The organism is Aquihabitans sp. McL0605 (genome assembly GCF_049993875.1).
In the GTDB taxonomy this organism is placed as follows: domain Bacteria; phylum Actinomycetota; class Acidimicrobiia; order Acidimicrobiales; family Iamiaceae; genus Aquihabitans.
In genome coordinates, this window is record NZ_CP188252.1 from 4,412,432 (window position 1) to 4,427,489 (window position 15,058).

Sequence of the window (15,058 nt, forward strand, 5' to 3'; positions counted from 1 at the left end):
GCGCGGCGCGCGGGGACAGGGGATGGTCGATTGACGCAGAGCACCGAGGCGTACGCCGAGCTGCTGGCCACCTTGGCGGAGGTGGGCGAGCGCTTCGCCGGCGAGGAGTGGGGCCTGACCGACCCCGGTGACGTGGCCGAGGGCCTGCGGGTGATCATCCACCACCTGGCCACGGGGGTGGAGACGCAGTTCGAGCAGGATCCGGCGCACCCCACGTTCCGCGAGATCGTGACCCCGTGGCGCAAGGCGCTGGGCGACAACGCCGACGCCCGGTACCACGATGCGCCGGTGCGCCCGGCGGGCACCTACCGGGTCCGCGGCCGCACCGGAGGAGCGGTGTACGTGTCGATCACCATCGAGGCCGGGGCCGAGGAGGGGGCGTTCCCCTCGGGCACCGTCGGCGTCCTCAACGACACCGAGATCGACGTCGCTCCCGACGGGTCGTTCGAGGTGGTCCTCGGGGGCCCGGAGCAGGAGCGCAACTGGCTCGGCCTGGCCGACGACGCATCGCGGATCACGGTGCGCCACTACTGGGAGCAGGCCGTCCCCCCGGCCACGCCGCCCGGGGTCGACCTGGGCCTGGCGATCGAGCTGGTCGACGGCGACGTCCCGGCGGCGCCGCCCGCACCCACCGACGAGTCGGTCGCCCGATCGATCAGGAGGATGGCCACCTACGTGCGGTCGCGGACCATGGACTCGATGGCCAAGCCGGGGGAGGGCGAGGTGCCGGCGTTCGTGTCCCGCACGCCCCACGAGTTCCCGCCGCCCGTCCGGCCCGGGGCCCACGCGCTCGCCGCCGCCGACGCGGCCTACAGCATGGCGCCGTACCTGCTCGGGCCCGACGACGCGCTCGTGGTGCGGGCCACGTGGCCCGACTGCCGCTGCGCCAGCGTCTCGCTCTGGAACCGCCAGCTCCAGACGTTCGACTACCTCCGCGGGCCCGTCAGCCTGAACCGGGCCCAGTCCGTGCTCGACGCCGACGGCAGCTTCCGCGTGGTGATCGCCCACCGCGATCCCGGCGTGCCCAACTGGCTGAGCACCGAGGGCCGACCGTTCGGTCTGGTGTTCTGGCGCTTCATGCTGCCCGAGGGTCCGGTCGCCACGCCTGTCGCCGAGGTGGTCCCGGTCGATTCGCTCGCCTGACCAGATCCACGGTCCGACCTTGCGGGAGCGGTTCGTGGATGCAACGACCGGTGGTGCGGCACCGATATACTGATCGTTGCTCGGCGTCCCTCCTGCGCAGCAGGGGGTAGGGGATCGTCCAGTCCGGGGCGGTTTGCCTCCAGACGCCGTGAGCGGAGGATCCGGGGATCGTGCGATCGCTGGATCCAGGCGCAGGGAGCGCCCGGTCTTCCATGTCTGACACCTTGCAAGCGCTCGAAGACGCCGCGTGGGCGGCGGCCGACGGCAGCGCCACCCCAGAACAACTGCACCTGCTCGAGACCGATCCGGTCCGCTGGCGCGACGTCGTCGAGGACCTGCTCGAGGACATCGAGGACCGCCTCGAAGCGGTCCGCCTGCTGCCCGGCCCGGAGCGCACCCAGGTGGTCGCCGACTTCGAGGCCGAGCTGGCCCAGCTCGAGGCCGCCTACGACCTGCTCTCGAAGACCGACGATCCCATCGCCGCCATCGCCGCAGCCGATCCCGCCGGCGAGGTCCGCCTCCAGGCTTCGTGGGCCTCGGGCCTGATCGTGGTGTGGGCCGCTGGCCCCGGCACGGTGCCGGCCACGGCCGACGAGCTCTCCGATCGCCTCGAGGCCATCGGCGGCCCGGCCGTCGGCTGGAGCGTGCACCCTGCGGTGGCGCTCCCGGGCGGCACCCGCGCGGCGGCGCTGTCCATCCCGATCGGCGAGGCCCTCGGCTGGCTCGTGGCCGTCGGCGGTGGCCTGGGCCGCGAAGGCGTCGGCGCCAGCGTGGCGTGGCTCGGTCGGGTGGCCGTCGCCGCCGTCCGGCTGGTGGCGCGCGGTGCGGTGGTCCCCACCCTGCCCGGGGCCAAGCAGCCCGAAGGCCGGGCCATGGACCTGGCGGTCAAGTGGGTCCCTGCGCTCGTCGAGGATTCGGTCATCGCCGCCATGGCCGCCGCCATGCCCGGGCCCGTCACCGCCATCGCCCACGGCGACCCGCGCAACGTCACGCTCGCGGTGCAGGGCGCCGTCGTCGAGACCATCGTCCGCCAGGCCGCCGGCATGCTCGAGTTCCCGGCCCCGCCGCCCGTCGTGCGCACCACGTCCGCGGTCGCCGAGGCCTTCGTCACCCGCCTCGACGGCTCCACGTTCGAGGCGCCGGTGGCCGCCGGCGCCGAGGTGTCCAAGCGCATCGACCGGTGGGCCAAGCCGCTCACCGGCACCGCCCGGGTCAAGCTCGTCGTCACGCTCGATCCCCCCGACTCCGGCAACGCCTGGTTCCTGTCGGTGCTGGGCCCGGGGGCCGAGGGCACGCTGCTCCCCATCGAGCAGGCGCTGGCCGACGGGAAGGCCACCAAGCCGCTGGCCGACGAGCTCAACCGCGTCGAGCGGGTGTTCCCGGCCCTCCTGCGGCCCGGCGCCCTGCGCCGCGGCCAGGTGTACCTGAGCCAGGACGAGGCCTGGGAGCTGATGACCGTGACCGGTCCGCTGCTCGAGGCCGCCGGCTTCGAGCTGCGCGTCCCGGCGCTGTCGCGGAAGAAGCCGTCGCCCTCGCTGCGCCTGTTCGCGGAGTCCCTGGGCGGCGACTCGGTCGTCGGGGCCCACCAGCTGGCCAACGTCAGCTGGTCGGTGCTGTTCGACGACGTCGAGCTCACGGCCGAAGACATCGCCCGCCTCGCCGCCGAGGCCCGGCCCCTGGTCCGCTCGCACGGCAAGTGGGTCGAGCTCGATGCCGTCGACCTCAAGGAGGCCGCCGCGGCACTCGCCGAGCGCCAGGACAAGACGAAGATGACCGGCGCCGAGATCCTGCGGCACTCGGTGGGCCTCGAGGGCAACCACCTCGCCGGCGGGGTCACGGTGGCCGGCGACGGGTGGGCGTCGGAGCTGTTCGAGAAGGCATCGCACATCTCCACCGATCCCATCACCCGGCCCGAGGGCTTCGTGGGCGAGCTGCGCAGCTACCAGGCCGAGGCGCTCGCCTGGCTCGGGTTCCTCCACACCGTCGAGCTCGGCGGTTGCCTGGCGCTCGACATGGGCCTCGGCAAGACGCCCACGATGCTCGCCCACCTCGCCCGCACCACCGGCGACGGCACCGCCCTGGTCATCGCGCCGCCCGCCGTCGTCGGCAACTGGGCGGCCGAGGCGGCCAAGTTCACGCCCGACGTGCGCGTCGTCGTCCACCACGGCGCCAACCGCGCCCCGGCCAGCGGCTTCGACCGGGCGTTCCGAGACGCCGACGTCGTCATCACCACCTACGGCACCGCGGTCCGAGACATGGATGCGCTCGCCGACCGGTCCTGGTCGCAGGTCGTGCTCGACGAGGCGCAGGCCGTCAAGAACCACACGTCGGAGACGGCCCAGCAGCTGCGCCGCCTCGACGCCCGCACCCGCGTCGCCCTCACCGGCACACCCATCGAGAACGGCCTGGGCGACCTCTGGGCCATCCTCGACTTCACCAACCCCGGCCTCGTCGGCGCCCGGGCCGGGTTCATCGCCCAGATGCAGGGCGAGGGCGAAGCCGCCCTGCGGGCCCTCAACGGCATCCTCGTGTTCCGCCGCACCAAGAGCGAGCCCGAGGTGGCCGCCGAGCTCCCCGATCGCATCGACGAGCTCGACCACTGCATGATGACCCCCGAGCAGATCGGCCTCTACCAGGCCGTGCTCGACGGACTCGTGGCCGACGCCACCCAGGTGGGCGGGGGCGAGCCCAAGCAGGGCGCCATCCTCGCCGCCATCACCGCCCTCAAGCAGATCTGCAACCACCCGGCGGCGTACCAGGCCGACGACAAGCCGCTCGCCGGCCGGTCGGGCAAGCTCACCCGCCTCGAGGAGATCGTCGAGCAGGTGTTCGCCGGCGACGAGAAGGTGCTGATCTTCACCCACTTCGCCGAGTGGGGGAAGAAGATGGCCGACCACCTCACCGAGGTCACCGGCAAGTCGATCTCCTGCTACCACGGCGGCCTCGCCCGAGGGGCTCGAGACAAGATGATCGCCGAGTTCCAGGCCGCGGAGGGGGCCGGCGCCCTGGTGCTCTCGCTCAAGGCGGGCGGCACCGGGCTCAACCTCACCGCCGCCAACCACGTCGTGCTCTACGACCGGTGGTGGAACCCTGCGGTCGAGGACCAGGCCCGAGACCGCGCCTGGCGCATCGGCCAGACCCGCACGGTCGTGTCGCACCGCTTGGTGTGCCCCGGCACCGTCGACGAGCGGGTCGAGGAGGTGGTGGCCGGCAAGCGCCACATCGCCGACCTCATCCTGCCCGGCTCGAGCTCGCTGGCCGACCTCGATGCCAACCAGCTCCGCGTGGCGCTCGGCCTCCGAGACGACACGCTCCTCACGGAGGACGACGAATGATCGAGCTCGAACGAAGTGCAGCGAACGACGGCCCCTCGATGGGGCGGAGGCGAACGAAGTGAGCGAGCGTGCGAGCGAACCGATGAGCACAGCAGCACTCCAGCCCCGCCGCCGCGAGGCGTGTGCTCCCGACGACGGCCCCTCGATGGGGCGGAGGCGAACGAAGTGAGCGAGCGTGCGAGCGAACCGATGAGCACAGCAGCACGCCAGCCCCGCCGCCGCGAGGCGTGTGCTCCCGACGACGGCCCCTCGATGGGGCGGAGGCGAACGAAGTGAGTGGCAACAGCCGGCGCAAGGGCGGGCGGCGCCGCCAGGGGAACAAGCTCAAGCCCACCGACCTCTGGCGTCCGGTGCCGCAGCTGCCCGACCCGCGGCCGATCTACGTCGCCACCGACCCCACGATGATCGTGCGCTCGCTGGGCGACCCACCGCTGCACGGCCAGGGGCAGCAGGCCGAGCACGAGATCGCCCGCGTGCTGGTGCGCGCCTCGATGCTCGCCGGGGCGCTGGCCGACGTGGCCGGCCTGCTCGAGCAGCCCGACCGCAGCTCCCACGGCTGACCGCAGGCCAGCAGGCATCCCGGCCGCCCGTCAGCCGAGCGTCGGGCGCCGTAGGGTGGGCCGGTCCACGAGCGGCAGGGGCTTCTCATGAGTGCGACCGTTGTCGACGTCGATCACGACCGATCCGGCCGGCGGGCCGCGGGCTACTCGCCACTGGCGATCGGGGCCATCGCCTCGATGGGAGCCGGGGCCATCCACGCCGCGGCGATCGGGGTGCACAGCGAGCACCGCCAGGCGGTGATCGCGTTCGCGGCCCTCGCCCTGCTCCAGATCGGCTGGGGGGCGGTGGCGCTGGTCCGCAGCGGCCGCGTCCTCGCCGTGGCCGGCGTCGTGATCAACGGGGGTGCGTTCGGCGGCTGGATCCTGGCGAAGACCTCCGGCATCTCGTTCGTCGACGGGCTCGAGGTCGCCGAGGGCGTGCAGTTCGCCGATGGCGTGGCGGCGACGCTGGCGGTCGTCGCCGTCGTGGTGGCGCTGCGGGGGCTCCTGGTGCGCACGATGGCCGCCGACCGTTCCGAGGCGGTGCCGCCCCGGCGGACGCTGCTCGGGGTGCTGGGCGCGGGCATGACGGTGGTCGCCCTGACGGGGATGGTGGCGGCGGGCTCGCACAGCCATGCCGGCGGCCACACCCACGGCACCGGCGAGGTCGCCGCGGGCCACACGCACGCCGGCGGCGCGGTCGACGCGTCGGGCGCCGCGCACACGCACACCGCCACCGTGCTGCCCACCAAGGTGTATGACCCCACCCAGCCGATCGACCTGTCGGGCGTCCCGGGCGTCACCCCCGAGGAGCAGGCCCGAGCCGAGAACCTGGTCGCCATCACCTTGATCCGGCTCCCGCACTTCGCCGACTACCGGGTGGCCGAGGCCGAGGGCTACCACAGCATCGGCGACGCCTACACGGGCCACGAGCACTTCATCAAGTGGGACACGATCGACGACGATCACGTGCTCGACCCGGACCACCCGGAGTCGCTGGTCTACGTGCCGGGGCCCAACGGGTCGCGCACGCTGGTGTCGGCCATGTTCATGCTGCGCGAAGGCACCACGCTCGACGATGTGCCCGACGTCGGTGGTGCGCTCACCCAGTGGCACATCCACGACAACCTCTGCTTCAGCAACGACCCCACGGCTCCCGTGGTGGCCGGGCTGCGCCCTTCGGGGGGCGACTGCCCGGGCGACCTGCAGGCGTTCACCCCGGTGCCCATGCTCCACGTCTGGATCACCAAGAACCCGTGCGGTCCGTTCGCCGCCCTCGAGGGCATCGGTGCCGGCCAGATCAAAGCGGGCGAGACCCGCCTGTGCGACCACGTGCACGGCGGCACCTGAACGCTGCGGCCTCGGGTGGCCCCGCGTGCGGCGGGGGCAGGCAGGCGAGGGCTACGAGCGGTCGGAGGCCTGGTCGACGACCTCGCGCAGCAGTTCCTGGTCGAGGTCGACCACGAGCGGCACCGGGCCGCTCTCGGGCCCGGCGACGATGAGGCGGCCCAGGCGGACGAGGTGCTCCAGCTCGGCGCCGAACTCCAGGGGATCGATGTCGACCACCAGCACGTCGGCGTCGGGGTCGGTGGGATCGTCGGCGGAGATCTCGCCGGCCGCATCGATCAGGGCCGGCCAGATGCTGACGCGCACGCGGCGATCGCCGATCCACGCGCCGAGCCCGGCGGTGGTGACGTTGTAGCCGTGGATCAGCGTGCTGCCCTCGGGCACCTCGTGCAGCCCGGCCTGCAGGACCGCAAGGCCCTGGGGGTCTTCGGTGGCGTCGATCTCGACGACCACAGCCGCCAGCTGCTCGGTGTCGACCACATAGGCCCGCCGGGCCGGGAGCGCCCGATCGGCGTGGCCGCTCATGTCACCAGTTGCCGCGGTTGGCCTTGCAGGTGACGCACAGCTCGGTGGCGGGCAGGGCGTCGAGCCGGTCGTCGCCGATCGGGTTGCCGCACTTGGTGCAGTTCTTCCAGTCGCGGTGCTGGGTCCGCTCTTCGGCGGCGTCGATCACCTCGAGGAACAGCTTCTCCTCGGCGATGCGGGCCCGGATGCGGTCGCGCTCGAAGCGGGTGAGGTCTCCCTCGGAGCCGCCCTCGTCCTCGCCGGCGCCCACGTCGCTGGCTGCTTCCTCGGGGTCGAGCTCGTTGTAGCTGGCTTGCAGCGTGACGATGCCGGCCTCGGTCTCCTCACGGAGCTTGTGCAGGTTGGCGCGGTGTTTGGCGACGGTCAGCGAAGACGTCATCGGGAAGCCTCTCTCGACGGGGGGAGCGGGCAACATACCGTGTCGTGCCCTGCTTTCGCGCATCCTGGGGCGGGAAATCCGGCCCGGGCGAGCCATGGCGGAGGGGTCGGCGGCACGAGCGGCGGACGCCCCGGCGCGGGGTCCTGCTCACGGTGGTCGCCTGACCTCTCTCTGTCGGGCGGCCCGGCCGCCTCCCTAAGCTCGACGGGTCATGACCATCGAGCCCGTCCTCCCCACGCCTGCGTCCGAGGTCGGGCCCGCGGCGTCGGCCGAGGCCGCGGCGGAGGCCGATGCGGTCGAGGGCGGGCTGTTCGCCCCGCACCGGCGCCAGCTGGTCATCGGGCTCGTCCTCACCGTCACCTTGGTGGCGTTCGAGGCCATGGCGATCGCGGCGATCATGCCCGACGTCAAGGACGACCTCGGCGGTCTGGGCCTCTACGGCTGGGTGTTCAGCGGCTTCTTCCTCGCCAGCCTCCTGGGCATCGTGGTCGCCGGTCAGCTCGCCGACACCCGTGGTCTGGTGCTGCCGTACACGGTCGGGCTCGGCCTGTTCTCCGTCGGGCTCGTGGTGGGCGGCGGTGCCGCCAGCATGCCCATGCTCGTCGCCGGACGGATCCTCCAGGGCTTCGGCGCCGGCGCCATCCCGGCCATCGGGTACGCCGCCATCGGGCGCGGCATCCCGTCGCCGCTGCGCCCGAAGATGTTCGCGGTGATGTCGACGGCCTGGGTGGTGCCGGGCCTGGTGGGCCCGTCAGCCGCGCTCCTCGTGGAGCACGCGCTGTCGTGGCGGTTCGTGTTCCTGATCCTGGTGCCGCTCGTCATCGTGGCCGGGATCATGACCGTCCCGGTGCTGGCCGCCATGGGTGCGCCGGTGGGAGCCGACCTCGACGACGACGCCCATGCCGCTCGCCGGACGGCCGAGAACCTCCGCCTCCGGCAGGTCGTGCTGCTGGTCCTGGGGATCGGTGCTGCGTTCGTGGCGGCCAGCGGGGTGCCGGTGGTGGTGGCCGTCGTCTTGTTCCTCGTCGGCGTCCCGCTGGCGGTCAACGCCCTCGTCCACCTGCTGCCCCACGGCACCCTCCGCCTGGAGCGCGGGGTGCCGGCCACCGTCGCCGTGCGGGGGCTGCTCACGTTCGGCTTCTTCGCCGCCGATGCCTACGTCCCGCTCGCGGTGGTCGACGGCCGTGGCGGCTCGAGCTGGATCGCGGGGGCGGCGCTCACCGTCAGCGCGCTCACCTGGACGGCAGCGTCGTGGATCCAGGCCCACCTCATCGACCGGATCGGCCCTCGCGCGCTCGACCGGATCGGGTTCACGGCCCTGGCCGCCGGGGTCGGCACCATGCTGGGCGTGGCGCTCGGCCTGCCGGTGGCGCTCGCGGTCGTCGCGTGGGCGATCTCGGGCTTCGGGATCGGCATCGCCTACGCCCCGCAGGCCGTCACGGTGCTGGCGTCGGCGAAGCCCGGCGAGGAGGGCAGCGCCAGCGCGGCCATCCAGCTGGCCGACGCGGTGGGCATCGCCCTCGGGGTCGGCGTCGGCGGGGGGATCATCTCGCTCGGCGACGGCCGGGGGTGGGCGGTCGATCACACCGTGACGTGGGTGTTCGCCCTCGCCCTGGCCGGTGCCCTCGGCGGTCTCCTCGCGTCCGGCCGCATGCCCAAGCGCGTCCCCGCCCAGGCCACCTGACCGCGCCTACGCCTGCGCGGTGAGGTCGTCGCGCAGCTGGCGCTTGAGGATCTTGCCGGCGGGGTTGCGGGGGAGGGCCTCGTCGAAGAGGAACACCTGCGTGGGGATCTTGAACGGGGCGATGCGCTCGGCGAGGAAGGTGCGCAGCTCGTCGGTGTCGATGGCCTGGCCGTCGCGGGGGACGATGGCCACCGCCACCTCCTCGCCGAGGCGCTCGTGGGGGAGGCCGAAGACCGCCGCCTCGTACACGGCGGGGTGCTCGTAGATGGCCGCCTCGACCTCGGCGCTGTAGACGTTCTCGCCGCCTCGCAGGATCATGTCCTTGGCCCGGTCCTCGATGTACACGAAGCCCTCGGCGTCCATGCGGCCGAGGTCGCCGGTGCGCAGCCAGCCGTCGACGATGGTCTCGGCGGTGGCCTCGGGCTTGTTCCAGTAGCCGCGGATGACGTTGGGGCCCTTCATCCAGATCTCGCCCAGCTCGCCGGCGGGCACGGCGTGGAGCTCCGGGTCCCGGATCTCGACCTCGAGGATCGGGGTGGACCGGCCGGTGCTGGTGGGGCGGCTCTCGTAGTCGATGCCGCTGTTGCCGGGGCCGTAGGCGTTGGTCTCGGTCATGCCGTAGCCGATGTTGGGCTTGGCGGTCTTGAACGACGAGCCCACCCGGCCGACCAGCTGCGGCGGGGCCGGTGCGCCGCCACCACCGACCGACGTGAGCGTGGACGTGTCGTACTTCTCGAAGTCGGGGTGCTCGAGCAGGTCCCAGCTCTGGGTGGGCACCCCGATGAAGTTGGTGACCCGCTCGCGCTCGATGAGCTGGAGGGCGCGGCCGGCATCCCACTTGTGCATCACCACGAGCTTGAGGCCCGAGATGAGCGAGCCCAGGAACACCGGCACGTTGCCGGTCACGTGGAAGAGCGGGACGATGAGGATGAACACGGGGGCGCCGGTGCGTCCGGCGGCCTCCTCGGGCCGGCGCAGCGAGTCGATCGACGACTTGCAGCCGAACCCCATGAGCGCCTGGATGACCGCCCGGTGGGTGGAGACCGCGCCCTTGGGGTTCCCGGTGGTGCCCGAGGTGTAGAGGATGGTGGCGTCGTCGTCGGGGTCGATGGCCACGTCGGGCCGCTCGGCGCCCACCACCACGACGTCCTCCCAGCGCTCGACCGAGTCGGGCACGTCGCCGGCGGGCAGGCGCACGCCGATGGTGCGGATGCCGAGCGCCGCGGCCGCGTCCCTGCTGCGCTCGACCCGCTCGACGTCGGCCACCAGCACCTTGGCGCCCGAGTCCTCGAGGCCGTAGGCCATCTCGTCGGGTGTCCACCAGGCGTTCATCGACACGATGACCGCGCCGATCGAGATCGCCCCGAGGTAGGTGAAGATCCACTCGGGGTAGTTGCGCATGGCGATGGCGACGCGGTCGCCCTTGACCACGCCGTAGTCGTTGACGAGGGCGGCCGCGATGCCGTCGGCCCGGGCGTACACCTCGGCGTAGGTGTACCGCTCGTCCTCGTAGACCAGGTACTCGGTGTCGCCGTAGAGGCGGGTGAGGTCGAACAGGTCCTTCAGCGTGCCCGGCGCGCCCTTGAACGCCGTGTAGGTGACCCCGCCCACGTCGATCTCGGTGGTCTCGTACCGCTCCCCGGGAGCGGTGATCTGGGCGACGGCTTCTTCGTAGCTGAGGGTCACAGGGGAGGAGCCAACCGCACCCTGACCGGCGGGTCAAGTGGTGTCGGCCCGACCAGGCGGTGAGGACCAGGTCGCGACGGGAAAAGTGAAACCTGTTCTAACGTCCGAAGAACTTCTCGGCCCCTTTGACACCCTTTACCGGCTTGTGACACTCGTCACAAGGCAGAAGCTAGGGTTTTCCCAAGTGCTCTCTTGCGCGCAAACGCTCACACTCTGGGCGGAGGCATCAGCAGGGGCGGTGTCCTCCATCACCGACGCATGGGGGCATACGGGTGGGACCACAGGCACGGGTACGCCGGCGCACGACGCGCGGCGGAGCAAGGATCGCCGTCGCCCTGATGGCGGTGGTCACGTCGTCGGCGCTGTACGTGATGGCCTCGCCGGCATCGGCCCCGGCGGCGGGCGCATCGGTCTCCACCGACGTGGTGGCGGCGTGCAACAACACGTTCCAGCCGACCAAGTTCCCGCTGACCTACAAGGTCGTCTCGACGCCGTCGGCCAACCCGGTGGCCGCTGGCTCGACGTTCACCGTCGACTTCCAGGTGTCGATGGTGGTGTCGGCTGACTTCTTGAACGGCCTCTACAACATCCTCGGATCGGTCGAGGTCCCGATCACCAAGAACAAGGTCACGATCGGACCGCTCGCGGGGGCGACCGGAGCCGCGGTGCAGGCGAACATGGCGGCAACCTTCACCATCCCGGCTCCGGCCGCCATCCCGGTGGCGAACGGGGTGACCATCCCGATCGGCACGGTCACCGGCACGTTCACGGCGACGTCGGGCACGGCGAAGTTCGGGATCCAAGGCAACTCGTGGGCGCCCACCGACACGAAGCCGGCGGGGGTCACCGAGTACGGGTGGTCGGGCACGGCCAGCAACGTGATCCTCACCACCACCGGGGCCCGGACCTACGCGCAGGCCAGCCTGGCGGGCGGCGTCATCAAGCCGTTCCTCGTCTGCATGGGCGGCTCGTGGACCAAGTCGGGTGCCGACTACGTGCCGCCGCTCATCGCGCCGGTCGGGTTCGGCAACGTGACGATCTCGAGCGCGACCACCTCGACGACCGGTGGTGGGACCACCTCGACCACCGGTGGCGGGACGACGTCGACGACGTCGGGCGGCACCACCTCCACCACCACGGGTGGCACCACGTCGACGACGGCCGACGCCACCACGTCGACGACGGCTGACCCCACCACGTCGACGACGGCTGACCCCACCACCTCCACGACGGCCGACCCCACCACGTCGACCACCGCTCCGACCGAGACGACCACCACGAACCCGCCGCCCTCGCAGACCGAGGTGAGCGGCGCGTCCGACTACCCGAGCCAGTGCAGCAACGACATCACCTCGGACAAGTACGCCATCACGTTCAACGTCGCGGGGACCACCAGCACCAACATCCGGTCCGGTGACGTGCTCGACGTCGTGGACCAGGAGTGGAAGGTGACCATCCCGGGCGACCTCCTGTCGCTCGTGAGCGGGGTCGCCGGCACCGACTCGGTCGACGCCCTGGTCACCACCGGGGTCGCCGGCAAGAACACGGCTCCCGCCCTGGCGAACGGCAAGCCGCTGCACGTGGTGATCGGGCCGATCGTCACGGTCGGCGGGGTGACGCAGCCGCTGACCATCACCTTCAAGCCCGGTGACGTCCGGTTCCAGGCGACCGGCGGCAACGCCGAGTTCCGGATGGGCAAGACGACCCTGGTCGTCACCCTGAACGATGCGCTGAAGGTCACCCTGGTGTGCGAGCCCGACGCCAACACCCAGGCGTTCGTGGTGAGCGTCGTCGCCGGTCCCCCCATCGCGACCACGACCACCACTGCGCCCGCCGCCGATCCACCCAGCTCCGGTGGGACGGCGGCGGGCTCCTCCGGGAGCGGATCGGACGGCGGGACCCTGGCTCGCACCGGTGTCGACGGTCACAGCCTCGTGGTCGAGCTGCTCGCCGGCCTCCTGATGATCCAGGTCGGGTACCTGCTCTGGTCCGCGGTCGCTCCGCCTCGCCCCCCGCGAGCGAGGACCGCCTGATGTCTCCAACCACCCGTGGCCCGATGCCACCCGAGATGGAGGAGGGCTCGATCTGACGCCTGGCCCTCGTGGCCTTGGAGTTCCCCCCGCCGGCGTTCGCCGCGGATCGCACCAACAGAGGAGTGCAATGTCCAAGTCAGCAACACGAACTCGACGAGCAAGGCTCGCCGGCGTCGCCGCATTCGCGGTGGCGACGGCGACCCTTGTGTCGTCTCCATCCGGGGCCGTGACGAACCCCAATCCGGGCAATCCGCCGGTCACCCAGAGCGACATCGTCCACACCGCGTGCAACAACACGTTCCAGCCGACGAAGTTCTCGCTCGACTACAAGATCGACTCGACGATCACCAGCCCGCTCTCGGGCGGCAACACGTCGGCGATCTACCCGGGTGACACCTTCGGCGTGAGCTTCAAGGCGACCGCGGAGGTCTCGGCCTCGTTCCTGAACGGCGCGTACGCCCTGATCGGCCCGCAGGCCATCACCATCCTGAACGACCAGGTGACGATCGCTCCGCTCTACGGCGCGACCGGCAGCCCGGTGACGATCACCGACACCACGGACATCCCGCTGCCTCAGCCGGGCGACGTGCGCACGGTGGGCTTCACCAGCGGCAGCACCCAGATCACCGGCACCTTCACGGCCGCCGATGTGGGCGCCAACGTGTACGACAGCGGCGACGGCTTCACCACCGCCGCCACGATCGTCTCGCAGACCGGCAGCACCGCTCAGCTCAGCCTGGCCGCCACGGCCACGGGCTCGGATCCGGTCCGCATCTGGCAGTTCCTCACCTCGGACATCCCGTTGGTGATCGGAACGCAGGCGGGCTCCTTCACGGCTGATCCGGGCATCACCGCTCCGTACCAGGCGAAGTTCCAGATCCTCGGCAACTCGAGCACGACCGGCGACCCGGTGCCCCTGGGCAACGGCAACACCGGCATCGGCTTCGGCGGCGGCATCATCAACCCGTCGGCCCACCAGACCGAGATCAAGGCTTCCCTCGGCCCGGGCATCACCCCGAGCCTCGTGTGCATGGGCGGCTCGTGGACCGCGACGACCTCCGGGACGCCGCCGACGACGGCCTACGACCTGCCGTTCACCGCGCCGGACACGGCGACCGGTGCCGGCGGCTTCGGTGCCATCGACGTCACGGCGCTGCCGATCCCGACGGCGACCGTCACGAGCATCACCGGCATCGGTGGGGCTCCGGCCCAGTTCGTGACGACCGCGGCTCGTTCCGGCAACACCATCAACTTCGGTGGTGGCAACTGGACGCCCGGCGGGACCCCCACGGTCCAGCTGTGCGACAGCGCCGGAACCAACTGCGATGCCTCCGGGCTGAGCGGCGTCTCGGCATCCATCGACGGCTCCGGTCAGCTGACCGGTGCCGCCACGGTGGACGCTTCGGCCACCCAGGGCGCCAACCGGCGCCTCACGGTGACCGCCGGCTCGGAGTCTGATCACCGGGCTTCGCTCCTGATCCTGGGCACGCCCACGATCGCGCTCTCGGCTGGCTCCGGCCCGGCGAACGGCGCGGTCAACGTCACCGGCACCAACTGGAACCCCGGTTCGGGTGCGACCACGGTCGTGGTCGCCGCCGACGGTACGGGCAACCCGTTGGCCGCACCGGTGAACGTGGTCATCAACGGCTCGGGCGCACTGACCGGCACGGTCACCACGCCCGCCGGCACGGCGCTCATCGCGCTGGCCGACGGCAACCCTGCGTACCCGCAGCCGCCGTCGCCGCTGAACCCGGGCTCGCTCGCCGCTGTGGCTCCGTTCTCGATCAACCAGAACGCCCAGAGCTGCGGGAGCGGTTCGCCGCTGGCCGGGTGCACGCTCAACCAGAGCCTGTACCTCAACATCCAGCCTGGTGACTTCACCTGGTCGCAGCTGACCCCGTTCGTGGTGCTCAACAGCACCACGACCGGCAACGCCTGCACCGAGGCCAACAAGACCACCTGCTACGGCATGAAGCTCGATGGCTCGACGCAGACGGTCAACGGCAACATCAACCAGATCAGCATCACCGACGCCCGTGGCGCCGGCGCTGGCTGGGACGTCTCCGCCACGATGACCGACCTGGTCACCGGAGCCGGCGGCGTCAACGAGGTCCTGCCGGCCAGCTCGGTCCACCTCACTCCTGCCTGCGCCGTCACCGACGGCAACACGGCTGGAGGGACCGCCGCCGTCACGGCAGGAGCTGCTGGTGTCCTCAGCACCTCCACCGCCCTCGGTCTGTGCAGCGCTGCACCGACCCATGGCGGCGGCAAGTTCACGGTTGACGGTGCACTGACCATGTCGGTGCCGCCTTCCACGAACGCCGGCCTCTACCAGGCCACCTTGACCCTCACCGCCGTCTAGGCGACCTGGGCAACCACTGCTCCGG

Annotated in this window: 10 protein-coding genes; 7 read left to right on the plus strand and 3 right to left on the minus strand. The window is 71.7% G+C overall.

Annotated features, from left to right (window positions below):
- Window positions 1-30 precede the first annotated feature (30 nt).
- The 4 genes from ACPPVX_RS20470 (at window position 31) to ACPPVX_RS20485 (ending at window position 6,367) form a co-directional block, all read left to right on the plus strand.
- Entirely contained in the window at window positions 31-1,143 is a 1,113-nt protein-coding gene (locus ACPPVX_RS20470) for a DUF1214 domain-containing protein (RefSeq protein ID WP_426572432.1), read from the plus strand.
- Window positions 1,144-1,355: 212 nt separating this feature from the next.
- Entirely contained in the window at window positions 1,356-4,478 is a 3,123-nt protein-coding gene (locus tag ACPPVX_RS20475) for a DEAD/DEAH box helicase (protein ID WP_426572433.1), read from the plus strand.
- Window positions 4,479-4,750: 272 nt separating this feature from the next.
- On the plus strand, window positions 4,751-5,038 hold the full coding sequence (locus ACPPVX_RS20480; protein WP_426572434.1) for a hypothetical protein: 288 nt from the start codon (window positions 4,751-4,753) through the stop codon (window positions 5,036-5,038).
- A gap of 87 nt (window positions 5,039-5,125) precedes the next feature.
- Entirely contained in the window at window positions 5,126-6,367 is a 1,242-nt protein-coding gene (locus tag ACPPVX_RS20485; RefSeq protein WP_426572435.1) for a hypothetical protein, read from the plus strand.
- 51 nt (window positions 6,368-6,418) lie between these two features.
- Here ACPPVX_RS20485 and ACPPVX_RS20490 read toward each other — a convergent pair whose 3' ends face one another.
- On the minus strand, window positions 6,419-6,889 hold the full coding sequence (locus ACPPVX_RS20490; RefSeq protein WP_426572436.1) for a hypothetical protein: 471 nt from the start codon (window positions 6,887-6,889) through the stop codon (window positions 6,419-6,421).
- A gap of 1 nt (window position 6,890) precedes the next feature.
- The gene (locus tag ACPPVX_RS20495) at window positions 6,891-7,268 is read right to left on the minus strand and encodes a TraR/DksA family transcriptional regulator (RefSeq protein ID WP_426572437.1); all 378 of its coding nucleotides are present in this window, start codon (window positions 7,266-7,268) and stop codon (window positions 6,891-6,893) included.
- 211 nt (window positions 7,269-7,479) lie between these two features.
- Here ACPPVX_RS20495 and ACPPVX_RS20500 point away from each other — a divergent pair, with 211 nt between their 5' ends.
- Window positions 7,480-8,952 carry an MFS transporter gene (locus ACPPVX_RS20500; RefSeq protein WP_426572438.1) on the plus strand — a complete coding sequence of 491 codons (1,473 nt, stop codon included), beginning with the start codon at window positions 7,480-7,482 and terminating at the stop codon, window positions 8,950-8,952.
- 6 nt (window positions 8,953-8,958) lie between these two features.
- Here the strand turns inward: ACPPVX_RS20500 and ACPPVX_RS20505 are convergent, their stop codons facing one another.
- Window positions 8,959-10,638 carry a class I adenylate-forming enzyme family protein gene (locus ACPPVX_RS20505; RefSeq protein WP_426572439.1) on the minus strand — a complete coding sequence of 560 codons (1,680 nt, stop codon included), beginning with the start codon at window positions 10,636-10,638 and terminating at the stop codon, window positions 8,959-8,961.
- A gap of 338 nt (window positions 10,639-10,976) precedes the next feature.
- On the opposite strand from ACPPVX_RS20505, the gene ACPPVX_RS20510 reads away from it, so the two are divergent.
- Window positions 10,977-12,671 (plus strand): hypothetical protein, encoded by a 1,695-nt coding sequence (locus tag ACPPVX_RS20510; RefSeq protein ID WP_426572440.1) that lies wholly within the window; start codon window positions 10,977-10,979, stop codon window positions 12,669-12,671.
- 127 nt (window positions 12,672-12,798) lie between these two features.
- Window positions 12,799-15,033, plus strand: coding sequence for a WxL domain-containing protein (locus tag ACPPVX_RS20515; protein ID WP_426572441.1), 2,235 nt, complete (start codon window positions 12,799-12,801; stop codon window positions 15,031-15,033).
- The last annotated feature ends 25 nt before the right edge of the window (window positions 15,034-15,058 follow it).